We start from the raw sequence: 26,480 nt of genomic DNA, 5'->3' as shown, positions 1-26,480 counted from the left end.
GGTGCGATCACTTCGATAACACACCTTCTCCGGTAACGGCGCCGCCGTAGTCGTTCAGGAATTCGAATTTCACTTTTTGCCCTGCTGCTGGCATGCTCTTGAGATCTTTGAGCAGATATTTCTGGGTGCCGCCCGGCGCGACCATAGCGCCTTCGCTATTCATGACATCGGTTCCGCCTTCCACTGGCGCAGCCAGTCCGGCACTGATAAGGCTGAAGTAATACGGCGTCGGGTTCCTGACCTCGAGCGCATAACCGGAACCTTCGCGCACGACAGTCCATGCAAACTGCGCCGGTCCCTTGTAATAGGCGTCCTGGCTGTCCAACGCCTTGGGGCGATAGAACACCTTGATGCGCGTACGGAAAGCCATCTGCATGAAATTGACGTTTTCCGCCTCCAGATCGACCGGCCGTGGCGGTACTTCGAGCAGGTTCAGGTAAAAGACCGATTCCTTGTCTTGCGGCAGAGGTTCGCGCGTGTAGATCATGCGCAGCGTCTGTCCTTTTCCCGGTTCGACACGGAACAGCGGCGGCGTCAGGATGAACGGCACTTTGGTTTCATCCGGCTTGGCATTGATGTCCCCGGCATCCATCCACATCTGAACCAGGCCGGGCACTTGTCCTTCGTTGCTGAGACGCACGGACACTTCTTTTTCATTGGACGGAAAAATCACGCGTGTTCCGTGAATGATTACGCTCGCCCAACTGGTAGCCGCGTTGGCCGCCAGCAGCAAGGCAACGGCTGTTTTTTTTATGTTGTATTTCATATGAATCCCTTATTTTGCTGTTGATGAACCCGGGCGATTAAGGGCGATGCCCGACACCCGGGTTCAGGCGCAAAGATGGCATCAAAGAAAGCCAGCCAAAGACCAGTCGTCTTTGCGCCAAACGGCTTATTGGAAGTCCAGGCTGTATTGGACCGTCGTATTAACCGTACCTTGTGTGGCCACACCCGTCGCCACGTACTGGGAGCCGTACACCAATTGCGCAGTACCCGCAGCACTGATTGGCACGTATGCGACGTTCTGAGCGCCGAAACCTGCGCCGAGGATGACGTCCGATCCGTCAGTATTGAGAACTGCCACTTCAACCAAGGTGGCGCGGCCAGCGCCGGTCGCATTCTTCAGATGATGGGTAGTCAGGTTAACTGTCGAACCGCCTTCGAAGAAAGCACGTACGGCGCCCGTTGCTGGACTACAAGCAGTCAGATTGAGCTTGATCGACTGAAGATCGGTACCAGCCTTTTGGCCAGCACCGTTAAGGGCCGAAGTAGAGATTTTCGGCATAGTCACTGTGACGTCGCCTGTGCCACCGTTGATGGTGCAAGTCTGACTGGTGATGTTACCGTTGAAGGTGATGGTGCCGTCAGCCGCCTGGGAAGCGATCGGCGCTGCCGCTGCGACAGCCAGCAAAGAAGACAGAATGATTTTTTTCATGGTGATACTCCAAATTGAATTTAAAAATTTTCGCAATTCATGCAGATGCCTGAACCTGCAAAAGACCTCGCCACACATTCCCCCGATACCGCCGGACGACATTGCATTTGCATAGCGTGAAGTTGCGTTGAGCGTGTCGCTTTTGGTTCTGACACATTCATCACAGGACGCATCATAGGGATTCACCGATACTAAAAATATAAGAAAAATCTCAAACTGCTCTTGGAGAAAAAAATCCGACAAAAAACCGATGAGACGAGAGGTGAAAATCCCGGCACGACCACCCAACGTCAGGCCGTCAACCGGGATGCCGATGCATATTCCTTGCGCCGACACCATGACGCGCCGCGCAGATCAGCATGTCGTTCACGACAAGGAATAGCAGAGACGCGCACGTCTCCCCCGTCGACTGCAGAAGGAAAAATAGAAACGAAAGTAAGAAAGAAGAGAGAAAAAGAAGAAGGAAGGGAAGACGAAAGGAAGAGAAGAAGAAAGAGCGCGCCCCATCTGCTGCGCTCTGTCGAAGATGATTGTTTTCCGCTTCGCGCCGGATGACATCCGTCGCGGATTCATGCAGATCAATTTTTTTTGCCGCAGGTGCGGCGATTACCACCCCTTTTTATTAACCACTAAAAATCAGATCATGCCGGTCGCATACGCATACTTGATCAGATCCGCATCAGTGGCAAGGCCTAGCTTGCGCATGGCATTGTTCTTGTGCGTGCTGACAGTGCTGGGCGTGCGCGACAGGCGATCGCAAATATCACCAAGCGAGCAGCCGCCGACGAACAGTCGCACCACTTCCAATTCGCTCATGGTGAGCTCCTTGTTTTGCGCGAACGCATCGCCCTGGGCCCAGCTCATTTCCAGCTCGCCGCGCAGTGATACGGGGAAATAAACCTGCTTGGTCGATTGCGTGGCCAGACAGGCGTTGACCAGCTCATCGGCTTTCTCCTTCTTGCTGATGACCGAGAACACGCCCATGCGGTACAGGCGCTTGACCACGGCGCTGTTGCTCATCGCGGTGTAGACGATCAGCTTGGTCGACGGAAACTCGGCGCGGATGCGCTTGATCAGCACGAAGCCGTCGGCTTCGTCCTTCTCGTCAGTCGGCATGGCGAAGTCGGTGATGACCACTTCGCACGGCGTGCGCTGCAAGGACTCCAGCAATTCGTCGCCGGTGTGCGCCATCAGCACGATGCGAAATTCCGGCAGGCGGCCCAGTTCGTGTTTGAGTGCGTTGAGCACCACGGGATGATCGTCTGCAATTGCGATTTGCAGGACCTTATTCAAAATTAAACTCATACATTCTCCTATCATTAATTTGCACGCTTAGCGGCTTCAACCATACGCACTTCGTGCATGTGCGATATGCCCCTCAAAAAATATATGCTCTGGAGTGGCTGCCATCCTGCTTGGTTCCCTGCTGTTTTTCGCCAATCTCGGCAAAGCGTTTTTTCTCCTATGAAGCGCGGCGAAAAATATTTTTTTGCGATTTTTTGGAATTGCAAAAAAGCAACAGCAAACAAAATTATCGCGACATATAATCTAGAAAAAATTCAATTAGATATAAGTAAGCCCCTCTCAAACTCTCGAAAAAATTCGATATTGCATCGAATTGCACAGCCCGTTTCAGCAGCCAATTTTTCGAGGAGTATCAACACATGTCCACTATCACCCACTTTCAACGCCTTGCCGTCTTTGGCGTCATCAGCACATGCTCTTCGCTGGCTTTCGCCATTGGAGGAACCATACGCTTTTCCGGTGCAATCGTCGATCCGGGATGCACGGTGCAAACCCAGGCGATCGATATGAAGACACTGTCGACGTCGCGCGGCGGCAGCAAGATTCCCTTCAGCGTGTATTGCGATAACAGCCAGTCCGTGCGGATTTCCATGCAGGACATGGGCACGGCGACCGGCCGCAAGACCTTTGACGGCGGTACGGCAGGTGCGGAAGTTGCCATCAGTCATGGCGCGACGCTGATCGGTCCGGGCGACAGCATCAGCTACAACTTCAAAGGCAGGCAGGCAGTGTCCATTCCGTTGACGGCAACTTTGCGCAAGGCGGCCAACGTCGATGCGGCCGCCATGCACAGCACGGTGCTGGTTTCTTTCGACTATCGCTGAGAAAAACAAAACGGACGGCTTCGCTTCGCAGCGCAGCACGTCCGTTCAACAAGGCGATTGAGGTGCGCGAGGTGCGCGCACCTGCACTACTGTCACCAATAATCTTCGGTAATGAATTGCCCTCCGCCTGCCCGGCGGCATGGGCCGAGTCCGCGTTCGCGCAGGATGTCGCGCACCTCGGTGATCATGTCGGGGTTGCCGCACACCATCAGGCGCGATGCGTCGGCATTGATGTTGAGCCCGGCTTTGCGCTCAAGGCTGCCGTCGCGCAAGGCGCTGGTGATGCGTCCGTGCAGGCGGTCAGGATGACCGGCGGCATCGTCGCGCGTGGTCATGGGAATGAGCTGCAACCGGCCTGGCAGGTTTTGCGCTGCAGCCTGTTCACGCAAGGCCTGGAATTTTTCCCGGTAGGTCAGTTCGTCTTCGTGGCGTACGCAGTGCACCAGCACCAGGTTGCGGAATTGCTGCCAGACCTCCGGCTGCTGCAGGATGGAAATATACGGCCCCAGCCCGGTGCCGGTCGCCAGCATCCAGAAGTCGTCGCCGCCGCTGAACCGGTCGGGCGTCATGAAGCCGTAGCTGAGCTTTTCGACCCACACCGGGTCGCCCGGCTTCAGGGCATTCAGCGCGGTGGTGAACAGGCCGTCGGGAACCACGATGGCGTAGTACTCCAGTTCGTGTTCCGTCTCCGCCGAAGTGATCGAATAGGCGCGCCAGACCATTTCGCCGTTGACCAGCAAGCCCAGCCGGGCGAACTGGCCGGGTGTAAAACGATATTCTGCGGGACGCGTGGTCCGGAAGGTCAGCAATTTGTCGGTCCAGCGATGCACGGAAACCAGGGTTTCCTGTGTGGCCTTTTCGGTTGCCGGGATTTGCGCGTTCACTTCCTTGCTCCTTGTCTGCATCCTCAACGGCGATCGCCGCTTGGGAAAACTCTCAAAAATGCCCCGTACAGGGCTTGCTTCATTCGATATGCCACTTTGCCGGATACAATGGCGGCTGTGGTCGCGCAGGCTGTTCACGCCGCCGTCCATGCCAATAGCCATGTGCGTTGCAGGGGAACTAATCCCCTCCGGCAGGGCCACAACCAACATCCTAACCGCACTTCAGCCCGAACGCCCCGGCAAGTGCATGATTACGAAAAACCAAGAACCAACGAACACCCGATGAAATGGACTTGCCGATTAGCGATTGCCCTCCTGTCCTGCGCTGCCGGCGCGGCGCATGCCGCCTACAAGGTTGAGATCACCGCCCCCGATCCGCTCAAGAAAATCCTCAAGGAGCACCTCGACCTGGTGCGCTACCAGGATCGTGCAGACCTCAGCGAGGAGCAACTGCAGTTCCTGCTCGACACCGTCAGCGACCAGGTGGTGCAACTGGCCTCGACCGAAGGCTATTTTTCGCCGAAGACCGAAGTCCGCCTGGACAAGGACGACAAGCAGGAAAAACTGGTGCAGCTGCATGTCGATGCCGGTCCGCAGACAAAGATCAACTCGGCTGATGTCAGCGTCTCCGGCGCGGCCGCCGAGCAGGACGCGGCACGCGTGAGTGATATTCAGAAAACCTGGGCGCTGCCGGTCGGCGCGCCATTCCGCCAGGAAGACTGGGACAAGGCCAAGAACCAGGGCCTGGACACATTGCAGCAGCACAAATACGCCGCCGCCCGTATCGCCGAGTCGCAGGCCAGCGTCGATCCCGACGACCAGCAGGCCGACCTGACCGTGCACTACGACAGCGGTCCGCGCTTCACGCTGGGTCCGCTGCAGATCACCGGCACCAAGCGCTATCCCGAAAGCATCATCCGCAACGTCAATCCGCTCAGCGTCGGCGAGGAATACGACGTCAACCGGCTGCTGTCGCTGCAACGCCAGATCCAGAACACACCCTACTTCAGCAACGCCATCGTCGGCATCGACAACGATCCGGAAAACGCCGACATGGCGCCCGTGAAAGTACAGGTCACCGAATTCGCCACGCAACGCATTCGCACCGGTATCGGGTACGCCACCGACACCGGCGCCCAGGTCGAAGGCCGCTATTCGCACTACAACGTGTTCAACAAGGCATACGTGTTCGACAGCCAGCTGCGGCTCGAACAGAAACGCCAGTACGGCCTCCTCAACCTGGCCATGCCGCCCGACAGCAAGGCCTTCGTCAACAGCGTCAATGCCTCGATGGAACGCACCCGCCTGGAAGGCGTCGACCTGCGCAGCCTGCGGACCGGCATCAAGCGCGCCCGCACCGGCGAGTTCTACGATACCGCCTACACGCTGACCTATTACCGCGACCAGCTGCAACAGGAAAACGGCGCCACCCTGCCGCCCGACACCGTCGTTTCGCAAGGCCGCCATCAGGCATTGGTGCCTGGCTTCTCGTGGGCACGCCGCAACGTCGACGATCCCATCTTCCCGCGCAAGGGCAATCTGCTGACGCTGGAAACCGGCTTCGCCGTCAAGGGCGTGATCACCGACCAGACCTTCGGCCGCCTGTACGGTCGCTTCAAGCAATACCTGCCGGTCGCCAAGCGCGACCTGATCATCCTGCGTACCGAGCTCGGCGGCGTGTTCACCAAAGGCTCCGCATCGGAAGTGCCGGCGTCGCTGCTGTTCCGCGCGGGCGGCAACGATTCGGTGCGCGGCTACAGTTATCAAAGCATCGGCAATGAAGTCAACGGCACCGTCTACCCGACCAAATACCTGGTCACCGGCAGCGCCGAATACCAGCGCTGGTTCACCGAAAAATGGGGCGCGGCGGTGTTCTACGATGTCGGCGCCGCCGCCGACAACTGGAACAACAAGACTTTCTATAACGGCGTCGGCGCCGGCGCGCGCTGGCGCAGCCCGGTCGGTTCGCTCAACCTCGATCTCGCGTACGGCGTGCAGAAGAAGCAGATCCGTCCGCACATTTCGCTGGGCATCGCTTTCTGACGCATCCTTGAACCTGAATCACTTATATCTGACGCACGCATGACCGCTCCAACCGCCACCGATCATCCTGAAGAGCAGCAAGCGCCCGGGCCCAAGCGCGGACGCGCCGGTCGCCGGGTGCTGTACACATTGCTCGCGATCGCCGCCTTGTTGCTGGCGCTGGCGGCGGCGCTGGCATGGGTGGTCGGCACCGACAGCGGCGCGCGCAATGCCTGGCGCTTCGCGGTCTGGAGCATGCAGGGAAAATTGTCCGGCGTGCACGGCGGCGGCAGTCTGGCCGATGGCCTGCACATGCGCAACCTGCGTTATCGCGACGCTACGATGCAACTCGACATCGATCGCATCGATGCCGCCTGGAATCTGTCGCTGAGACAGCGCCGCCTGACGGTCAGCTATCTCCACGTCGGCACTGTCGACATCAACAAGCAGCCTTCCCCGCCTACGCCAACCGTGATGCCGTCATCGCTCAGTCTGCCTATGCGGCTCGCGCTGAACCTGAACGACGTCTCGCTGCAAAAACTGATCCTTCAGCAAGGCACGTCCATCACCGAACTGAGCGGCCTGCAATTGCACGGCACCTCGGACGGCGTCCAGCACACGCTGGTGCTGGACAAGCTGACCACCGCCTTCGGCCAGGCCACCGCGCTGCTGAACCTGAGCGGTAAACAGCCGTTCGCGCTCAACGGCGGCATTGAACTGGCCGGTTTGTATGAGCAGGAAAAATTCCAGCTCGCGGCGCAATTGTCCGGCTCGCTGCAAGAGCTGGGCATCGCCCTGACCGCCACCGGCGACAAGCTCAACGGCAAGGCTGACGTTGTCGCCACGCCGTTTGCCACGGTGCCGCTCAAGCGCGCCAAGGTCGACGTGCAGCATGTCAACCCGCAAGCCTTCAGCAGCGGCGCGCCGAAAGCCGATTTACAGCTGCATGCCGATTTGCAACCGGTGGCAGGCACGACGGCGGAGAATTTGCGCGTCGCCGGTCCGGTCGAGATTGTCAACGCCATCCCCGGCAGTCTCGACCAGCAACGGCTGCCGCTGAACTCGGTCAAGGCCAAGGTTGATCTCGGCGTCGACAGCCAGCAACTGAGCGACTTGCGCATTGCGCTGCTCAAGAATGCTACCTTGACCGGCAAGGGTGAGTTCCACCCCGCTGACAAGGCCGGCCGCTTCGACTTCGAGGTTGTCGGACTCGATCTGCATGCGATTCACAACGAACTCAAGCCGACCCGCCTGGCCGGTCCGCTCAACGTCGTCCTCAAGCCGGGCGGCCAGGATATCGTTTTAAAGCTGCAGGATGCGCAGTACAGCATCCAGGCCGACGCCGCCGTCACGCCCGAGCAAGTCGCGCTGAAACAAGTGCTGCTGACGGCGCAGAAAGCGCGGCTGGAACTGGCCGGTACATTGGGCACGGTCGGCGCCATGGAATATGCGTTCAAGGGCAAGCTGGCCAACTTCGATCCTTCGCTGTGGGTGAAGACCGGCAAGGTGCCGGCCAACGCCAAGGCCGACACCGCAGCGCACGCGATCACCGCGCGCATCAACATGGACTTCGACACCACCGGTTCTCTCTCGCCGGCGTTGCAGGCCAAGCTGAATTTTTCCATCCACGACAGCAGCTACGATCAATTGCCGATGAGCGGCAACGGCAAGCTGCAACTGGCCGGCAAGCGCCTGTTGCCGAGCAGCCTGGATCTGCAGGTAGCAGGCAATCAGCTGCAGCTCAAGGGTGCATTCGGCGCACCGTCCGACAAGCTCGACATCCATGTCGATGCACCGCAACTGGCGCGACTGGGCTTCGGCATTTCCGGCCTGCTCAAGCTGGACGGCCAGTTGACCGGCAGCATGCAGCGTCCCAACCTGCGTGCGACCTACAGCGGCCAGCAACTGGCGTTCGGTGCGCATCACCTGAACCGGCTCGGCGGCCAGGCCGACCTGCAGACCGATCTCAACACAGGTGCAGCATCCGCCAACAACAAGTTGCAACTGAGCATTGACGGTGACGGCTACAGCGGACCCGACGCCACGCTCAAACAATTGAAACTGACGCTGTCCGGCACCTATGGCGACCACAAGCTGGCCGTGCAGGCCGACGGCCGCGTGCGCAACCAGACGCTGGCGCTGCAGCTCAACGCCCACGGCAAGGTTACCGAAGACAAGAACGGCTACGGCTGGAACGGCATCATCGACAAGTTCGACAACCAGGGCCTGCCGCGCATCGCGCTGGCGTCGCCGCTGAGCCTTACCCTCGCCGCCGACACGCTGGTGGCGGGCGCTACCCGCCTCAGCGTCGACCGCATGGCGATCGACCTGCGCAGCCTGAGTTACCAGCAAGGCCGCATCCGTTCGGAAGGCAGCGCCAAGGCCCTCGATGTCGGACGTATCCTGGAACTGGTGCAGGAGATGACGGGCGCATCTGCTGCTGCGCCGCCGGCGAAGACCGATCTGGTGCTTGACGCCGACTGGAATTTCTCGCTGGCGGAAACCGCCTCCGGCTTCTTCCAGGTGCTGCGCAAGAGCGGCGACGTGTCGGTCAACACCGGCGCTTCGCAAGTCGCCCTGGGCCTCTCGGCGCTGCAACTGCGGGTCGATCTCGCCGGTCAGGAAGCGAAGTTCAACAGCCGCGTAGCAGCTGCCCGCGTCGGCACAATTGAAGCCCAGGGCCAGGCCGGTCTGCTGCGCCAGGACGGCGTACTGACGCTGCTGCCGGACTCGCCGCTGACCGCACACGCGCGCCTGAACGTGCCCGAGGTCAAGACCATCGGCGCCCTGCTTGGTCCGCAATACAGTCTGGACGGCAAGCTGGCGATGGACATCAATGCCGCCGGCACGCTGGCCAAGCCGCGCCTGTCCGGCGCCATCAACGGCGACAGCCTGGCCGTGACACTGTTCGACCAGGGCATCCAGCTCAAGGACGGCACCGTGCGCATCGTCATGGACGACAACGTGATCGACCTGCGCCAGATCGAATTCCACGGCGGCGAAGGCACGCTGCGCGCCACCGGCAAGGTCAAGCTGGGCGACGCCGATCCCGACCTCAACGCCACCATCGTGGCCGACCGCCTGCAACTGTTCGCCAGTCCCGATCGCCAGCTGATGCTGTCGGGTCAGGCCAAACTGGCCAACGTCAACGAGCAATTGCGCATCGATGGCAAGTTCGTGGTCGACAAGGCCCTGTTCGACCTGCCCAAGAGCAGTGCGCCCAAGCTGGGCGACGACGTCGTGATCGTGCGCAAGGACAAGGACGGCAAGTCCCGCGCCAAGGCCGGCGCGGCCGCGACTTCGAAGGAAAAGCTCACTGCGGCAACCGAGAAACCGGCCGGACGTTTTGCGCCGGTGATGAACATCGTGGTCGACCTCGGCGACAGCTTCCGCTTCAACGGCAGCGGCGCCGACCTCAAGCTGCGCGGCGAGATGAACGTGCGCAGCGAACCGCTGCTGCCGCTGCGCGCCACCGGCACCGTACGGGTCAGCGAAGGCACCTACGAAGCCTTTGGCACCAAGCTCAACATCGAGCGCGGCATCATCAACTTCCAGGGACCGATCAGCAATCCCAACCTGAACATTCTCGCCATGCGCCGCAACCAGGACGTCGAAGCCGGCGTCGAAGTCACCGGCAACGCCAATCAGCCGCGCGTGCGCCTGGTGTCGGAACCGAACGTGCCTGACGATGAAAAACTCTCGTGGATGATGTTCGGCCACGGCAGCGACAGTTCCGGCCTCGGCCAACGCAGCGCCAGCAGCCAGGCGCTGGCCTTCGTCGGCAACTACGGCGGCAAGAAGATTGCCAAGGACATCGGCCTCGACCAGTTCTCGATCGGCGCCAGTGAATCGGGCCTGTCCGACGAGCAGGTGGTCAATCTCGGCAAATCGATTTCCGAAAAGCTCTCGCTCGGCTACGAGCAAAGCCTGACCGGCGCGGCCAGCATCGCCAAGGCCACCTGGCAGCTGTCGCGGCGCTGGTCGCTGGTGGCGCGCACCGGCACCATCAACGGCCTCAACGTGCTGTACAACCTGCGTTTCGACTGATTGGGCGGGACGTAAAAAAGGCGGTGTGGAATGCCACACCGCCCTTTTTTTGCATCTGATTTTCTATAGCCAGCCGACCTTGCGCAAGCGGTAGTACAGCCAGCTGCATGACCCTCCAATGGCGATCAATACTGTCGGATAACCCCAGTGCCACTCCAGCTCGGGCATGTATTTGAAGTTCATGCCGTACAGGCTGAACATCATGGTCGGGATCGCCAGGATGCCGCCCCAGCCGGCCAGGCGCTTGACCACTTCGTTCTGGCGTATGGTCACTTGCGCGAGCTCGATCTGCATCGCCGCCGCCACCATTTCACGCAGGCGATCGCCGGTCTCGATCAGGCGCACCACGTGATCGTAGATGTCGCGGAAATAGACCTTGCCGTCCTTGGTGATGATGTTCTCGTGGAAGCGCAGCAGCTGCGTACACACGTCCAGCAACGGCACCGCCGCCGAGCGGATCTTGATCAGCTGGCGCTTGAGCTGGTAGAGATCCTGTAAATGGACTTGCTCCGACACACGGTCGAACAGCTCCGCTTCGTACTTGTCGAAACGCTCTTCCAGGTCGTCCATGATGGGGCCGTAGTTGTCCACCACGAAGTCCATGATCGAGTACAGCACGTAGCTGGGACCGCGGACCAGGCGCTCGGGCAGCATCTCGCAATGCTCGCGCACCTTGGCGTAGCTTCTCGACGAACCGTGCCGCACCGACACCACGAAGCGCGCACCGACGAAGATGTGGGTCTCGCCGAATTGCACCACCGCGTCAACCACTTGCGCGGTCTGCAGCACCACGAACAAGGTGTCGCCGTATTCCTCGATCTTGGGCCGCTGATGGGCGGCGTAGGCGTCTTCCACGGCCAGTTCATGGAGGTTGAATTCTTCTTTGATCTGCCGCATCAGCTCGACGCTCGGTTCGAGCAGGCCGACCCAGACGAAGGTGTTGTCCTCCTCCAGCACGTCGCTGATTTCCTCGATCGTGATGTCGCGCAGCTTCTTGCCGTTCTTGTAGGCCGTGCAATTGACGACCATGTTTGCATTATTCATGTTTGCGCCTGTTTTCCTGTTTATCCGTCAGACGGTGTGCCGCACGATTCTGCGCTTGATCACCTGCGCCAGCACCACGCCGGCCAGCGTGATGCCGCCGCCGACTGCGTGATATGAATGCAGGGCCTCGTCCAGCACCACCATGGCAATTATGACGGTAAATATGGGCGACAAGTTCATGAACATGATCGAGTGCGTCGCCCCCAGATGGGCGATGCCGTTCATCCACAGGATCTGCGAAATGATCGAGGCGGCGATACCGGCATACAGCAGCAACGGTAGGTTGGCGGCCGTCACCGGCGAATACGGCGCCGCCAGGCACAACGGCAGCAGCAGAATCACCGCCACCCAGATTTGCAGGTACAACAAATGCCATGCGGCGATCGGCAGCGCCCAGCGTTTCAGCAGCACGCTGTAAAAGGCGTACGCGATGGTCGCCACCAGCATCAGCAGGTCGCCGAACACCACGCCGTTGGTAAACAGCTGCGCCGGATGCCCCTTGCCGATCAGGATCATCAAGCCGAACAGCGACAGCATGCCACCGAACAACGTGCCCCAGGTGGGCGGCTCGCGCAGCAGGATGCTGCTGAGCAGCAAGGTCAGCAAGGGCATCAGCGAGGCGATCATGCCCATGCTGGTGGCCGAAGATGTGGCCGCCGCGAAATACGCCAGGCTCTGGTACAGCACCATGCCGAACAGCGCCAGCGCCACGATCTTCCACAGATGCGGCCGGATCTGATGGCGCTGCCGCCACACCCCGCGCAGGCAAAACGGCGTCAGCAGCAGGCCGGCCATCAGCCAGCGGTAGAACGACATCGCCGCCGGCTCGATCACGCCCGCCGCCATCTTGCTGACGATGGTGTTGCCGGACCAGATCAGGATCGCGCTGATCGGGAAGATGCTGTATTTGAGCTGCATGTGAGCCATGGCGCGGTCGTGAAATAGTTAGGTTGCTCCGGCCGAACCGGCCTTGGCCTGATTGCGGCCGGCCAGTTCGGCGCCGGCATCGGGCGGCAAGCGCATCAACAGCGGGATCGAGAACGAGGCGGCCACCGCCACCGTCAGGAAGGCCGGCCAGAAGTCCTGGCTGACCAGGGTAGCGTGACCCTGCAACTGGTTGGACATCTGCAAGGCGAAGCCGCCCAGCACCACGCCCATGCCGACCGACAATTGCTGCGCCACGCTGGCAATGCTGGTGGCCTGGCTGAGGCGGTTGGTGTCGACATCGGCGTAGGAAATCGCATTGAGGCTGGTGAACTGCAGCGAACGGAAACAGCCGCCGATCAGCAGCACGATCAACATCACCGCATACGGCGTGGCCGGCGTGAAGAGGCCCATCGCCGCCAGCGAAAGCACGCCGCAGGTACCGTTGACGATCATGACCCGGCGGAAGCCATAGCGCTTGAGGAATTTGGCGGCGATGGTCTTCATGAACATCGCGCCGGCCGCCGACGCGCAGGTCAGCAGGCCGGAATGAAAGGCGCTGAAGCCGAAGCCGAGCTGCAGCATCAGCGGCAACAGGAAGGGAATCGCGCCGATGCCGAGGCGGAACAGAGAGCCGCCGCCGACGCCGGCCTGCAGGGTTTCGATCTTGAGCAGCTTGAGGTCGATCAGCGGATGTTCGGTACGGCGCGCATGCCAGACGTAAGCGGCCAGCGACAGGCTGCCGAACACCACGCAGGCCAGCGAAATGTCGCCCGACACCAGGTGGCGTCCGGTGGTCGCCAGCCCCATCATCACCAGCGAACAACCCAGCGCCGACAGCACGAAGCCGATCCAGTCGAGGGGCGCGACGCTATCCGCTTTGGCGTTGGCGATGAAGCGCGTGGCCAGGTACAGGCCGAGGATGCTGATCGGGATATTGATGAAGAAGATCCAGCGCCAGTGGAAATACGTCGTGATGAAACCACCCAGCGGCGGCCCCAGCACCGGCCCGAACATGGCCGGAATGGTGAGGTAGCTGAGCGCCTTGACCAGGTTGGCCTTGTCGACGCTGCGCAGGATCACGAGTCGTCCGACCGGCACCATCATGGCGCCGCCGATGCCCTGGAAGAAGCGCGCGGCAACGAATTCCGGCAGGCTTTGCGAGACGCCGCACAGGATCGACCCCAGCATGAACACGCAGATCGCCGAACGAAATATCGTCAGCGCACCGAAACGATCGGCCATCCAGCCGCTGATCGGGATGAACACGGCCAGGCTGACCAGGTAGGACGTCAGCGCCAGCTTGAGCGAAATCGGATCGACCGCCATGTCGATCGCCAGCACCGGCAGCGAGGTCGAAATCACGGTAGAGTCCATCTGTTCCATGAACAGGGCGCAGGCGACGATGAGGGGAATGGTGAAGGTGCGCTGTAAAGCCATGGGATGGGAAATTGGTTGAGTCAGCGTTGATTCGGGCCTCTGCGCAGCGAGCCCGTTGCATCACGGAAATATGCTCCAGTATACCGTTTAAGCTATGATGCTGCCGGGCGCTCCCGGCCGTTGTCCGGCGGCTTGCCTCCCCTTGTTTACTCTTGGCCGAACCACGCACGACTATGTCCCTCCCCTGCTTCGCCCTGCTCGACGACAGCTACCGCCACGGCGATGCCAACGCACGCCTGGACGAACCGCGTTCGCGCCTGTACACCGGCTATCAGGCGACGCTGCGCTGTGAAGATGCGAACGGCATGGCGGACATGCTCGCCGACATGCAGGCGGCGCAACAAAAGGGCCTGCATGCGGTGGCGCTGTTCAGCTATGAGCTGGGAGGATGCTTGCACGGCATTGAAGCGCATGCCGACCAGGAGGGTCCGCTGGCAGAAATTCTGCTGTTCACCGACTGCCGCCGTCTCAGCGCTGCGCAGACCGATGACTGGCTGCAACAGCAACAAGATGCGATTCCTGCTGAAGCCGGCGTCGCCAACGTGCGCGCCAGCGTCGACGAACAGCGTTTCAGCGCCGACATCGCGCGCATCCGCGACTACATTGCAGCCGGCGACACCTATCAGGTCAACTACACCTACCGTCTGCATTTCTATGCCTGGGGCGAACCGCTCAGCCTGTACAACAAACTGCGCGCGCGCCAGCCGGTCCCGTACGGCGCGCTCATCCGCCTGCCGGATGAGCGTTGGGTGCTGTCGTTTTCGCCGGAACTGTTCGTCCGCCACACGCAGGGAAAGCTGCTCGCCCAGCCGATGAAAGGCACCGCACCGGCGCATGACGACGCGGCCGAAAACAGCCGCCGCGCCGTTCAGCTGGCGAACGATGAAAAGAACCGCGCCGAGAACCTGATGATCGTCGACCTGCTGCGCAACGACCTCGGCCGCGTCGCCGTCGCCGGCTCGGTGCAGGTGCCGCAGTTGTTCGCAGTCGGCCGCTTCGGCCAGGTGTTGCAGATGACCTCGACCGTCACGGCGCAACTGCGCGACGATGCGCATATCGCCGACGTGGTGGCCGCTCTCTATCCTTGCGGATCGATCACCGGCGCGCCCAAACGCCGCACCATGCAAATCATTCGAGAACTCGAGTCGACGCCGCGCGGCTTGTACACCGGCGCCATCGGCTGGTTCGACGCTGCCGAGCCAGGTCGTACCGTGGGCGATTTCTGCCTGTCGGTGCCGATTCGCACACTGGCGCTGCAAGCGCCTGAACAAAGTCTGCGCCGCGGTGAAATGGGTGTAGGCGCCGGCATTGTCTACGACAGCAAGGCCGCAGATGAGTTTGCCGAATGCCGCTTGAAGTCGGCATTCCTGACCGGCCTCGATGGCGGCTTCAGCCTGTTCGAAACCATCCATGCCGACCATGAAAACGGCTGCCGCCACCTGGACCTGCATCTGCGGCGGCTGCAGAACTCGGCGGCGTATTTCAATTTCACATTCGATGAAACGACCATCCGCAATGCGTTGACCGAAGCCTGCGCGCAACTGCCTCCGGCAACGCCGCATCGCTTGCGGCTGGACCTGTTCCGCGACAGCGCGGTCCGCTTGCAGCAAGGCGCGCTGTCGGCGCTAGGTGCAACTGTGAAAGTGTTCATCTCACCTATGCCGAGCGCCAGCGACGATCTGTTCCTGCGCCACAAGACGTCAATGCGCACCGCTTACGACGAAGCTTGGAAAGACGCCGAGCGGCGCGGCGGTTTCGACGCGCTGTTCTTCAACGAACGTGACGAACTGACTGAAGGCGGCCGCAGCAATGTCTTCGTGCAACTGGATGGTCGCTGGTACACGCCGCCGCTGGCGGCCGGTGCGCTGCCCGGCGTGATGCGTTCGGTGCTGCTCGCCGATCCCGCATGGGCCGCGACCGAGCGCAGCATCACGCGCGAGGAACTGCGCCGCGCCGATGCGGTGATGATCTGCAATGCCTTGCGCGGCGCGGTTCGTGCAGACGTAGTCTGGGATATCGGCGCATAAAAAAAGCGCAGCACCGAGGCTGCGCTTTTTGCCGATCCGGCAAACTTGTTCAATCTTATTTCTTCTTGCTGTTCTCCGACTGACTTGCCAGCGCGCCCAGGTCGGCGATGTTCTGCTCGCTCCAGCCGCCGCCCAGCGCCTTGGTCAGCAACACGCTAGCGGCCATGCGGCGGTACAGGATATCCAGCGCAGTGCGTTCGCTGGTGAGCGCGGTGGCCTGCGCCGTGATCACGCTAGTGTAATTGACGACACCGGACTTGTACTGGTTGGTGACCAAGGTCACGGCCTGGCGCGCCGATTGCAGCGCTTCGTTCTGCACGACAGCTTCCTGTTCAAGGATGCGCAGCGCAGCGAGATTGTCTTCCACTTCCTGGAACGCGGTCAGCACGGTCTGCCTGTACGCTGCGGCCACGCCGTCATAGGTAGCGATGGCCTGGTCGGTGACCGAGCGGCGGGCGCCGCCGTCGAAAATCAACTGGCTTAGCTGCGGTCCCAGCGACCATACCCGGCTCGGCATCGTGAACCAGTTGGCCAAACCGTTGGAAGTCTGGAATCCACCCGAAGCCGACAGCGACAGGCTCGGATAATACGCCGCCTGCGCCACGCCGATCTGGGCGTTGGCGGCGGCGACGCGGCGTTCGGCGCCGGCGATGTCGGGACGCCGCTCCAGCAGCATCGACGGCAAGGCCACCGGAATCGGCGGTGCCGCAGCCGCCAACGGCGACGGCGTGATCGAGAAGGTCGAGGCCGGCTGGCCGACCAGCAAGGCGATCGCATGTTCCAGCTGCGCGCGCTGTACGCCGTTGTCGAGCGCCTGTGCCTGCGCCGATTTCAATTGCGTCTGCGCCTGGATGACGTCGGACTTGGCGACCACGCCGGCGTTGTATTGATTCAGCGTCAGCTGATACGAGCGCTGGTAAGCGGCAACGGTATCGTCCAGCAACTGCTGTTGCGCATCGAGCACGCGCAGTTGCAGATAGTTCTGCGCCAGTTGCGCCTGTGCGCTCAGCCGGGTTGCCGCCAGATCGGCGGCGCTGGCCTGGGCGCTGGCTTCGTTGGATTCGACATTGCGGCGCACGCGGCCCCAGACGTCGATTTCCCAGTCGGCGTTGAGCGAGAAGGAATAATTGTCGCGCACCGATGAACTGGAGCTGTTGCCGCTGCTGCTTGTTGCCGAGCGCGAACGCGTGCGCGAGGCATCCACCGACAGCGTCGGCGAATAGTCGGCGCGCGCGCCCTGCACCAGCGCCATGGCCTTGCGGAAATTGGCTTCCGACTGCGCCAGATTCTGGTTGGAAATATCGATCTGCTCCACCAGCGCATTGAGCTGCTGGTCGCCGAACATTTCCCACCACTTGCCGTTCATGGCCAGTTCATTCGGCTGGGCCGGCTTCCAGTCCTTCATTTCCTTGAAGGCCGTCGGCACCGCTGCGGTTTGCGGACGGACATAGTCGGGGCCGACCGAGCAGGCCGCCAGGGCCAGCACCAGCGGGGTCAAAATCAAAGCGCGTTTGCGCAGTACGGATGTCATTGTCATTTCTCCTTGAACGCCGCGTTTCACGCCGCGCCCGTATTTTCCTGTTGCGCTGTTTTTCGTCCCGTCGTGCGCTCGAACAGATCCTTGCTCCACAAGCGGAACCGTTCCATGTAGAGATAAACCACCGGCGTCGTGTACAGCGTCAGCATCTGGCTCACGATCAGGCCGCCGACGATGGAAATACCGAGCGGCTGGCGCAACTCGGCGCCGTCGCCGGAGCCCAGCGCCAGCGGCACCGCGCCCAGCAGCGCTGCCATGGTGGTCATCATGATCGGCCGGAAGCGCAAGCTGCACGCCTCGAAGATGGCGTCGCGCGGCGACAGCCCGCGCGTGCGTTCGGCCTGCAGCGCGAAGTCGATCATCATGATGGCGTTCTTCTTGACGATGCCGATCAGCAGGATCACGCCGATCAGCGCGATCAGGCTGAAGTCGGTGCCGGTCGCCAGCAAGGCCAGCAGCGCGCCGACGCCGGCCGACGGCAGCGTCGAGATGATGGTGATCGGATGCACCAGGCTCTCATAGAGGATGCCGAGCACGATATACACCGCCAGCAAGGCCGTCAGGATCAGCACCGGCTGGCTGTCGAGCGAGGACTGGAAGGCGTTGGCGGTGCCGGCAAAAGCGCCATGCACTGCCGTCGGTACGCCCAGGCGCGCCAGCGTGTCGTTGATCACTTGCGTTGCCTGCGACAGCGAAACGCCTTCGGCCAGGTTGAACGAAATCGTCGAGGCAATGAACTGCCCTTCGTGGCTCACGCTCAGCGAGGTGGTAGTCGGTGCGAAGCTGGAGAACGAGGTCAGCGGCACCTGCTTCGACGCCGCCGTCGACAGGGTCAGCGCCAGCGAGGAGTTGGAGTTGAGTTTGCCGCCCGCCGTCAGCGCAGGCGGCGTACCCAGTGCCGAGGTGGTCGGCGACAGGTTGGCCGTGCTGTTGGCCAGGCTGACGTAGGTGCTATTGAGGATCTCCGGGCTTTGCCAGTATTGCGGCGCGGCTTCCATCACCACGTGGTACTGGTTCATGCCGCTGTAGATGGTTGAAATCTGGCGCTGGCCGAACAGATCACTGAGACTTGTGTCGATCAGCTGCGGCGTGACGCCGCTGCGGATGGCGGTCTCGCGGTCGATCGTCAGCGTGGTCTGCAAACCCTTGTCCTGCTGGTCGGTGCTGACGTCTTCCAGCTGCGGCAAGTTGGAAAGCGCAATGCGGATCTTGGGCTCCCAGGTGCGCAACAGTTCAAGGTCATCGGACTGCAGCGTGTACTCATATTGCGAATCGCTCTGGCGCGCGCCGACGCGGATGTCCTGCACCGCCTGCAGGAACAGGCTGGCGCCGGCCACGTGGCCCAGCTTCAGGCGCAGCCGCGCAATCACCTTGTCGGCAGAAATCTTGCGTTCCGACAGCGGCTTGAGCGCGATGAACATGCTGCCGCCGTTGCGCCGGCCGCCGCCGGTGAAGGCGGTGACATTGGCCACCGCCGGATCCTGGCGCACGATTTCGATGAATTCGTTGAGCTTGATCTTCATGGCCTGGAACGAGATCGACTGGTCACCGCGGATGCCTCCGACCAGCCGGCCGGTGTCCTGCTGCGGGAAGAAACCCTTGGGCACGATCACGTACAGATAGACATTGAGCGCAATCGTGGCGAGCAGGATCACGATCATCAGCGGCGAGAACCGCAAGGCCCACGCCAGCGAACGCTCATAGCCGCGCAGCATGCTGTCGAACAGGCGCTCGACAGCCGTGAAGAAACGACCCGGTTTGCGCTCTTCTTCGCTCTCTTGCTTGAGCAGCATGGCGCACATCATCGGCGTGGTGGTCAGCGATACCAGCAGCGACACCAGGATCGCCACCGACAGCGTCACCGCGAACTCGCGGAACAGGCGGCCGACGATGCCGCCCATCATCAGGATGGGGATGAACACCGCAATCAGCGAAATGCTCATCGACAGCACCGTGAAGCCAACTTCGCGCGCGCCGACCAGCGCCGCCTTGACCGGCTTCATGCCCTGCTCGATGTGACGCGAAATGTTTTCCAGCACCACGATGGCGTCATCGACCACGAAACCGGTGGCAATTGTCAGCGCCATCAGCGACAGGTTGTCGAGGGTATAGCCGAGCAGATACATGATGCCGAAGGTGCCGATCAGCGAGACCGGCACCGCCACACTCGGGATCAGCGTGGCGCGGCCGTTGCGCAGGAACAGGAACACCACCATGATCACCAGCGCGATCGACATCAGCAGGGTCTTCTCGGTGTCCTTGAGCGAAGCGCGGATGGTCGGCGTGCGGTCCATCATCACTTCGAGATTGATGGCGTGCGGGATCGACGCCTTCAGGTTGGGCAACAAGGCATTCACGGCATCGACGGTCTCGATGATGTTGGCGCCGGGCTGGCGGTTCAGGATCACCAGCACCGACGGCTTGCCGTTGGCGGAACCGGAATTGCGCAGATCGGCCACCGAATCCTTGACCTCGGCAATGTCGCGCACGCGTACCGGCGCGCCGTTGCGGTAGGACACGATCAGCGGCGCGTATTCGGCTGCCGTCTTGACCTGGTCGTTGGCGTAGATCTGCCAGTTGCGGTCGCCGTCCTCGACGATGCCCTTGGGGCGATTGGCGTTGGTGGCGGCCACTGCGGTGCGCACATCGGCCGTGCCGATACCGTATTTGTTGAGCGCGGTCGGGTTGAGCTCGATCCGCACTGCAGGCTGCGAACTGCCGCCCACGCTGACCTGGCCGATGCCGCGCACCTGCGACAGTTTTTGCGCCAGGATGCTGTCGGCGGCGTCGTACATCTGGCCTTGCGTCATGGTGTCCGAGGTCAGCGCCAGGATCATGATAGGCGCGTCGGCCGGATTCACTTTGCGGTACGAAGGACTGCTCGGCATGCCGGAAGGCAGCAAGCTGCGCGCCGCATTCAATGCCGCCTGCACGTCGCGCGCGGCGCCGTCGATGTCGCGGTTGAGGTCGAACTGCAAGGTGATGCGAGTCGAATTGAGCGAGCTCGACGAGGTCATTTCGGTGACGCCGGCAATGGCGCCGAGCGCGCGCTCGAGTGGCGTGGCGATGGTCGCCGCCATGGTTTCCGGGCTGGCGCCGGGCATCGACGCCGATACCGAAATGGTCGGATAGTCGACCTGCGGCAACGGCGACACCGGCAACAGCTTGAACGCCAGCATGCCCGCCAGCGCGATGCCGATGGTCAGCAGCGTGGTGGCGATGGGCCGTTCAATGAAGGGACGCGAAATATTCATGCTGTCCCTGCGTCAGACTTGCGGCTGTGCCGGAGGCGGCGGAACCAGCGGTGCGTTGGCCGAAGGCGCATCGTCGTCATCCGGGTGTTCTGGACGCTTTTCCTTGCCGAAGCGCTTGCGCATGCGTTTGGCCAGGCTGTCGAAACCGAGGTAGATCACCGGCGTAGTGAACAGCGTCAGCACCTGCGACACCAGCAGGCCGCCGACCATGGTGATGCCGAGCGGCTGGCGCAGTTCGGAGCCGACACCCGTGCCCAGCATGAGCGGCAAGGCGCCCAGCAAGGCCGCCATGGTGGTCATCAGGATCGGGCGGAAGCGCAACAGGCAAGCCTGGTAGATCGCTTCACGCGGCGACTTGCCTTCGTGGCGTTCGGCTTCAAGGGCGAAGTCGATCATCATGATGGCGTTTTTCTTGACGATGCCGATCAGCAGGATGATGCCGATGATGCCGATGATGCCAAGGTCGTTGCGTGAAATCATCAGCGACAGCAAGGCGCCCACGCCGGCCGACGGCAGCGTGGACAGGATGGTGATCGGATGGATGTAGCTTTCGTACAGCACGCCGAGCACGATGTACATCGTCACGATCGCCGCCAGGATCAGCCACAGCGTATTCGACAACGATGCCTGGAATGCCAGTGCGGCACCCTGGAAGTTGGTCGAGATGCTGGCCGGCATGGCGATGTCTTTTTCTGCCGCCATGATGGCCTTGACCGCTTCACCCAACGAGGAACCTTGCGCCAGGTTGAACGAGACGGTGGCCGCCGGGAACTGGCCGAGATGGTTGACCACCAGCGGCGCGGTGCGCTCGGTCACCTTGGCGATGCTGGACAGTGGAATCTGGTTGCCGTTGGAAGCCACCAGGAAAATGCTGTTGAGCGCTTCCGGGCCCTTCTGGAATTCCGGCTTGACCTCCATCACCACGCGGTACTGATTCGATTGCGTGTAGATGGTCGAGATCAGGCGTTGGCCGAAGGCGTTGTACAGCGCGTTGTCGATGGCGGCCGTGGTAACGCCCATGCGCGAAGCGGCGTCGCGGTCGATCTCGACGTAGGCCTGCAAACCCTGGTCCTGCACGTTGCTGGCGACGTCGGCCAGTTCCGGCAATTGACGCAGGCGATCGACGATCTTCGGCACCCAGGTGCTGAGTTCGGCGGAGTCGGCGTCTTCCAGCGTGAACTGGTATTGCGTGCGGCTGACGCTGTCTTCGATGGTCAGATCCTGCACCGGCTGCATGTAGAGCGTGATGCCGGGGACTTTTTCAGCGAGCTTGGGTTGCAGGCGACGGATGATGTCGCTGGCACTGATGTCGCGCGATTCATGCGGCTTCAGGTTGATCAGCATGCGGCCGCTGTTCAGGGTGGCGTTGATACCGTCGACACCGATGAAGGACGACAGGCTTTCCACCGCCGGGTCTTCCAGCACCACCTTGGCCAGCGCTTGCTGGCGCTCTGCCATTGCCCCGAACGAGACCGATTGCGTGGCTTCCGAAATGCCTTGGATCACGCCGGTGTCCTGCACCGGGAAGAAGCCCTTGGGAATGAAGATGTACAGCACCACGGTCAGCACCAGCGTACCCAGCGCCACCACCAGCGTGGTGCGCTGGCGATCGAGCACCCAGGTCAGCGCGACGCCGTAGCGTGCGACGATGTTGTCGAAGAAAGCGCCGCTCTTGTGATAGAACCAGCCCTGCTTCTCTTCCGGCACGTGATGCAGCAGGCGCGCGCACATCATCGGCGTGAGCGTCAGCGACACCACCGCCGAGATCAGGATGGCCACCGCCAGCGTCACGGCGAATTCATGGAACAACCGCCCCACCACATCGCCCATGAACAGCAGCGGGATCAGCACCGCAATCAGGGAAAACGTCAGCGAAATGATGGTGAAGCCGATCTGCTGCGCGCCCTTGAGCGCGGCTTGCAAGGGCTCCATGCCTTCTTCGATGTAGCGCGAAATGTTTTCGATCATGACGATGGCGTCATCGACCACGAAGCCGGTGGCGATCGTCAGCGCCATCAGCGTCAGGTTGTTGATCGAGAAGCCGGCCATGTACATGATGCCGAAGGTGCCGACCAGCGACAGCGGCACCGCCACGCTTGGAATGATGGTGGCGGGAACATTGCGCAGGAACACGAAGATCACCATCACCACCAGCACGATCGACAGCAGCAGTTCGAACTTGACGTCGTCCACCGAGGCACGAATGGTGGTGGTGCGGTCGGTCAGGATATGCACGTCGATCGCGCCCGGCAGGCTGGCCTGCAGGGTCGGCAGGATCTTCTTGATGCTGTCGACCACGGCGATCACGTTGGCGCCCGGCTGGCGCTGGATGTTGACGATCACGGCGGCGGAGTCGTTGGCCCAGGCGCCGAGACGCACGTTCTCGGCGGCGTCGACCACGTCGGCCACGTCCGAGACGCGGATCGGCGCGCCGTTCTTGTAGCCGATGATGAGATTGCGGTATTCGTCGGCGGACTTCAGCTGGTCATTGGCGTCGATGGTCGAGGCGCGCGCCGGGCCGTCGAAACTGCCCTTGGCCTGGTTGACGTTGGCGTTGCCGATGGCGGTGCGGATGTCGTCCAGGTTCATGCCCAGCGAAGCGATGGCGCGCGGATTCAGCTGCATGCGCACGGCAGGACGCTGGCCGCCGGACAGGCTGACCAGGCCGACGCCGGAGAGCTGCGAAATCTTTTGCGCCAGGCGCGTGTCGATCAGGTCCTGCACCTTGGGCAGCGGCAGCGTCTTGGAGGTCACCGCCAGCGTCAGGATCGGGGTGTCGGCCGGATTGACCTTGCTGTAGATCGGCGGCGCCGGCAAGTCGGACGGCAACAGGTTGCCGCCGGCGTTGATGGCGGCCTGCACTTCCTGCTCGGCGATGTCGAGGCTGAGGTCGAGGTTGAATTGCAGCGTGATCACCGAGGCGCCGCCCGAACTGGTCGACGACATCTGGTTGAGGCCGGGCATCTGGCCGAACTGGCGTTCCAGCGGCGCGGTGACCGACGAGGTCATGACGTCGGGGCTGGCGCCGGGATACAGCGTGACGACCTGGATGGTCGGATAGTCGACTTCGGGCAGCGCCGAGAGCGGCAGCTGTTTATAGGCGACGATGCCGGCCAGCAGGATCGCCAGCATCAGCAGCGACGTCGCCACCGGCCGCAGGATGAACAGGCGTGATGGATTCATGCTGCCGCCTTATTTCGTTGCATTGGCGGGAGCAGAAGTTCCAGCAGCAGTTCCGGCAGTGCCGGCAGGAGCCGCTGCCGGTGCGGCCGGCGTGCCTTCCGTGGTGCTGCGTTGCTGGCGGCGCATTTCCATCATGCGCTGGCGGCGCTGGTCTTCCGGCAGCTTCTTGATCTCTTCGCCGAACTCACCGGCGTCGATGCGTTTGTTGAGCGCAGCCCAGCGCTTCTGGCGTTCTTCGGGCGTCATGTCCTGGCCGCCTTGACCGCTTTGACCTTCGCCAGCGGCAGTGCCGGGAGCACCCGCAGCTCCACCACCAGCGCCGTCGCGTTTATGACGACGCGGACCGGCTTTCTCGGTCAGCTTGTTGGCCGGATCGTCGGCGCCGCCGCGCACCACCGGCTCGACCTTGGCGCCTTCGCGCAGGCGGTCGATGCCGTCGACCACCACGGTTTCGCCGCTGGCGACGCCGTCTTCAATCGCGGTGATGTCGCCCTGCGCCGGGCCGGTCTTGACGTTGCGTACGGTAACGGTGTTGTCTGACTTGACCACGTAGATGAACAAGCCCTTGGAGCCGCGTTGCAGCGCCGCCGTCGGAATCGTGATGGCGTCCTTGCGGGTGTCGAGCAGCATGCGGATGTTGACGAACTGGTTCGGGAACAGCGCGTAGTCGGTATTCGGGAATTGCGCCTTGAGCTTGATGGTGCCGGTGGTGGCGTCGACCTGGTTGTCGATGGTCAGCAGCACGCCGCTGGCCAGCTTGTTTTTCTGATCGCGGTCCCACGCATCGGTGGCGAGTTTCTTGCCGGCCTGCAGTTGCTTCATGACGGCCGGGATATTGTCTTCAGGGATGCTGAACACCGCCGTGATCGGCTGCACCTGGGTGATGATGACGATGCCGTTGGTGTCGCTGGAGTGCACGATGTTGCCGATGTCGACCTGGCGCAGGCCGAGGCGGCCGCTGACCGGCGCAGTCACGCGCGAATAGGTCAGTTGCAGGCGTGCGCTGGCCAGGTTGCCCTGGTCGGACTTGACCGTGCCTTCCAGTTGCTTGACCAGCGCCGCTTGCGTATCAACCTGCTGGCCGGCGATGGAATCCTGCGACAGCAGCGTGCGGTAGCGTTTGAGGTCGAGCTGGGCCGCGCCCAGTTGAGCCTGGTCGCGCGCCAGCTGGCCTTCAGCCTGGGTCACGGCGACCTGGTAAGGACGCGCGTCGAGCTCCGCCAGCAGGTCGCCTTCCTTGACCAGTTGGCCTTCCTTGAAATGCAGCTTCATGAGCTGGCCGTCGACGCGGCTGCGCACCGTGGCGGTGGCGGTCGGCGTGACGCCGCCGAGGCCGGTCAGGTAGATGTTGACATCCGAAATCTTGGCCACCGCCACGCCCACCGGCGACAGGCCTGCGCCGCCAAAGCCGCCGCCCGCGCCGGGAGGACCGCCGCGCTTGCCTTTGCCGCCGCCACCTTGCCACTGCCCGCCGCCGCTCTGGGCCTGCTCGGCCGCTGCCGCGCGCTTGTGATGCCAGTAGTAATAACCGCCGCCGACCACAATGATCAGCAAGGCCCAGAACCACCAGCGCTTGAGCAAGCCGGGGGATTTTCCGGAAGGGGAAGATGGCGATTGATTGTTGTCTGGAGTTGGTGTTGTAGTCATCTTGGCGGCAGGAAAATCGATCGATTCAATATGGATCAAGGCATTTCATGAAGATCAGCACAGATCAGCACAGATCAGCACAGATCAGCACGGCGGCGACAGCCTTTGCGGCCGGCCGACGGGATGGTCTTCAGGAAATGCGCTCGCAGGCGCACGGCAGCACGCCAACTCGTTATTATGGTGCAGAAGCATGACGGAACGATGATCGTTCCCGCATATCTTCATATCAAATAAACAAAAACGTTGAGAGAAAGACAAAAAACCTTGCGCAAAGTTGCGCAAGGTTTCGAATTGCCGCTGTTGCTTACTTGGCTGGAGCAGGCGCGGCTGCAGGAGCACCCGGCTTGCCGTGATCGCGGCCGTGGTCACCGCCATGGTCACCGAAGCGGCCGTGTTTGAAGCGATGCTCTTCCATCTTGCGGAATTCCTGGTCGAACACCTTTTGCTGCTCAGGTGACAGGACGGCGTAGAACTCCTTGGTGGCGGCGATACGATCCGTCATGCGGGCTTCCATCTTCTTCATCCGGTCCAGATGACGGTCCAGGCGTTCCGGCGTGGTCAGCTTGTTCCATTCATCCTTGCTCGGATGGGCCGGCGGCGTGGCCGGGCGCTGCGGCGTGGTCTTGTCGGTGAAAGTCTTCCAGGCGCCTTCCTGGGCTGCGGTGATCTTCAGTTTGTCGTGCAAGGCTGCCTGGCGTTTGGCGCGGTGCTGCTCGAATTTGGCGATCTGTTCGGGAGTCGGCATATGACGTCCGCCTGGACCACCTGGGCCGCCCGGACCTGCCGGCGGCATCTGGGCGAACGAAGACATGGCGGTCAGACCGATACCTGCGGCGGCGACGCCGATCATCAGGTGTTTTTTCAGATTCAACATGGTGATTCCTTTCGTGTTGGGTGCGTTATCTGC

At 61.8% G+C, this 26,480-nt stretch carries 18 protein-coding genes; 5 read left to right on the top strand and 13 right to left on the bottom strand.

The window, feature by feature from the left end; genetic code table 11:
• Positions 1 to 7 precede the first annotated feature (7 nt).
• The 4 genes from E4P32_RS20265 to E4P32_RS20250 all read right to left on the bottom strand — a co-directional run bounded on the left by E4P32_RS20265 (position 8) and on the right by E4P32_RS20250 (position 2,740).
• The gene (locus E4P32_RS20265) at positions 8 to 733 is read right to left on the bottom strand and encodes a fimbria/pilus periplasmic chaperone (protein WP_116435703.1); all 726 of its coding nucleotides are present in this window, start codon (positions 731 to 733) and stop codon (positions 8 to 10) included.
• A gap of 159 nt (positions 734 to 892) precedes the next feature.
• Positions 893 to 1,774, bottom strand: a complete 882-nt coding sequence (locus E4P32_RS24420; protein ID WP_348533520.1) for a fimbrial protein — start codon at positions 1,772 to 1,774, stop codon at positions 893 to 895.
• Positions 1,734 to 2,048 carry a hypothetical protein gene (locus E4P32_RS20255; protein WP_135008774.1) on the bottom strand — a complete coding sequence of 105 codons (315 nt, stop codon included), beginning with the start codon at positions 2,046 to 2,048 and terminating at the stop codon, positions 1,734 to 1,736. Before E4P32_RS20255 ends, E4P32_RS24420 begins: the two co-directional genes overlap by 41 nt.
• A 23-nt stretch (positions 2,049 to 2,071) precedes the next feature.
• Positions 2,072 to 2,740, bottom strand: a complete 669-nt coding sequence (locus tag E4P32_RS20250; protein ID WP_116435395.1) for a response regulator transcription factor — start codon at positions 2,738 to 2,740, stop codon at positions 2,072 to 2,074.
• Positions 2,741 to 3,099: 359 nt separating this feature from the next.
• Here E4P32_RS20250 and E4P32_RS20245 point away from each other — a divergent pair, with 359 nt between their 5' ends.
• Complete coding sequence (locus tag E4P32_RS20245) at positions 3,100 to 3,564, top strand: type 1 fimbrial protein (protein ID WP_135008773.1); 465 nt, start codon at positions 3,100 to 3,102, stop codon at positions 3,562 to 3,564.
• A 92-nt stretch (positions 3,565 to 3,656) separates the two neighbouring features.
• On the opposite strand, the gene E4P32_RS20240 is transcribed toward E4P32_RS20245, so the two are convergent.
• On the bottom strand, positions 3,657 to 4,448 hold the full coding sequence (locus tag E4P32_RS20240) for a ferredoxin--NADP reductase (protein WP_233526699.1): 792 nt from the start codon (positions 4,446 to 4,448) through the stop codon (positions 3,657 to 3,659).
• Positions 4,449 to 4,730: 282 nt separating this feature from the next.
• On the opposite strand from E4P32_RS20240, the gene E4P32_RS20235 reads away from it, so the two are divergent.
• Positions 4,731 to 6,491, top strand: coding sequence for an autotransporter assembly complex family protein (locus E4P32_RS20235; protein WP_116435392.1), 1,761 nt, complete (start codon positions 4,731 to 4,733; stop codon positions 6,489 to 6,491).
• Positions 6,492 to 6,530: 39 nt separating this feature from the next.
• Entirely contained in the window at positions 6,531 to 10,517 is a 3,987-nt protein-coding gene (locus tag E4P32_RS20230; RefSeq protein ID WP_116435391.1) for a translocation/assembly module TamB domain-containing protein, read from the top strand.
• Positions 10,518 to 10,580: 63 nt separating this feature from the next.
• On the opposite strand, the gene corA is transcribed toward E4P32_RS20230, so the two are convergent.
• The 3 genes from corA to E4P32_RS20215 are packed head-to-tail and all read right to left on the bottom strand — an operon-like array spanning position 10,581 to position 13,925.
• Positions 10,581 to 11,561 carry a magnesium/cobalt transporter CorA gene (gene corA / locus E4P32_RS20225; protein ID WP_116435390.1) on the bottom strand — a complete coding sequence of 327 codons (981 nt, stop codon included), beginning with the start codon at positions 11,559 to 11,561 and terminating at the stop codon, positions 10,581 to 10,583.
• Between the two features lie 27 nt (positions 11,562 to 11,588).
• Positions 11,589 to 12,479, bottom strand: coding sequence for a DMT family transporter (locus E4P32_RS20220; RefSeq protein WP_167735781.1), 891 nt, complete (start codon positions 12,477 to 12,479; stop codon positions 11,589 to 11,591).
• 27 nt (positions 12,480 to 12,506) lie between these two features.
• On the bottom strand, positions 12,507 to 13,925 hold the full coding sequence (locus E4P32_RS20215) for an MFS transporter (protein ID WP_116435388.1): 1,419 nt from the start codon (positions 13,923 to 13,925) through the stop codon (positions 12,507 to 12,509).
• A 173-nt stretch (positions 13,926 to 14,098) separates the two neighbouring features.
• Here E4P32_RS20215 and pabB point away from each other — a divergent pair, with 173 nt between their 5' ends.
• Positions 14,099 to 15,952 carry an aminodeoxychorismate synthase component I gene (pabB, locus tag E4P32_RS20210; RefSeq protein WP_116435387.1) on the top strand — a complete coding sequence of 618 codons (1,854 nt, stop codon included), beginning with the start codon at positions 14,099 to 14,101 and terminating at the stop codon, positions 15,950 to 15,952.
• A 55-nt stretch (positions 15,953 to 16,007) separates the two neighbouring features.
• Here the strand turns inward: pabB and E4P32_RS20205 are convergent, their stop codons facing one another.
• The 4 genes from E4P32_RS20205 to E4P32_RS20190 are packed head-to-tail and all read right to left on the bottom strand — an operon-like array spanning position 16,008 to position 25,573.
• A complete protein-coding gene (locus tag E4P32_RS20205; RefSeq protein WP_116435386.1) occupies positions 16,008 to 17,489 on the bottom strand; it encodes an efflux transporter outer membrane subunit in 1,482 nt (493 codons plus the stop codon).
• Between the two features lie 20 nt (positions 17,490 to 17,509).
• Positions 17,510 to 20,743: an efflux RND transporter permease subunit gene (locus E4P32_RS20200; protein WP_116435385.1), complete on the bottom strand. Its 3,234-nt coding sequence runs from the start codon at positions 20,741 to 20,743 to the stop codon at positions 17,510 to 17,512.
• A 12-nt stretch (positions 20,744 to 20,755) separates the two neighbouring features.
• Positions 20,756 to 23,926 (bottom strand): MdtB/MuxB family multidrug efflux RND transporter permease subunit, encoded by a 3,171-nt coding sequence (locus tag E4P32_RS20195; protein ID WP_116435384.1) that lies wholly within the window; start codon positions 23,924 to 23,926, stop codon positions 20,756 to 20,758.
• A 9-nt stretch (positions 23,927 to 23,935) separates the two neighbouring features.
• Entirely contained in the window at positions 23,936 to 25,573 is a 1,638-nt protein-coding gene (locus E4P32_RS20190; RefSeq protein WP_233526717.1) for an MdtA/MuxA family multidrug efflux RND transporter periplasmic adaptor subunit, read from the bottom strand.
• Between the two features lie 47 nt (positions 25,574 to 25,620).
• Between E4P32_RS20190 and E4P32_RS24160 the strand changes: the two genes are divergently transcribed.
• The gene (locus E4P32_RS24160; RefSeq protein WP_167735782.1) at positions 25,621 to 25,767 is read left to right on the top strand and encodes a hypothetical protein; all 147 of its coding nucleotides are present in this window, start codon (positions 25,621 to 25,623) and stop codon (positions 25,765 to 25,767) included.
• Between the two features lie 110 nt (positions 25,768 to 25,877).
• On the opposite strand, the gene E4P32_RS20185 is transcribed toward E4P32_RS24160, so the two are convergent.
• A complete protein-coding gene (locus E4P32_RS20185) occupies positions 25,878 to 26,447 on the bottom strand; it encodes a Spy/CpxP family protein refolding chaperone (protein WP_116435382.1) in 570 nt (189 codons plus the stop codon).
• Positions 26,448 to 26,480 lie beyond the last annotated feature (33 nt).

The sequence above is a fragment of the Herbaspirillum sp. 3R11 genome, assembly GCF_004563925.1.
Taxonomy (GTDB): Bacteria; Pseudomonadota; Gammaproteobacteria; order Burkholderiales; family Burkholderiaceae_D; genus Herbaspirillum.
The sequence above is the reverse complement of the archived record's forward strand: the minus strand, read 5'-3'. Positions and strand labels throughout refer to the sequence as shown.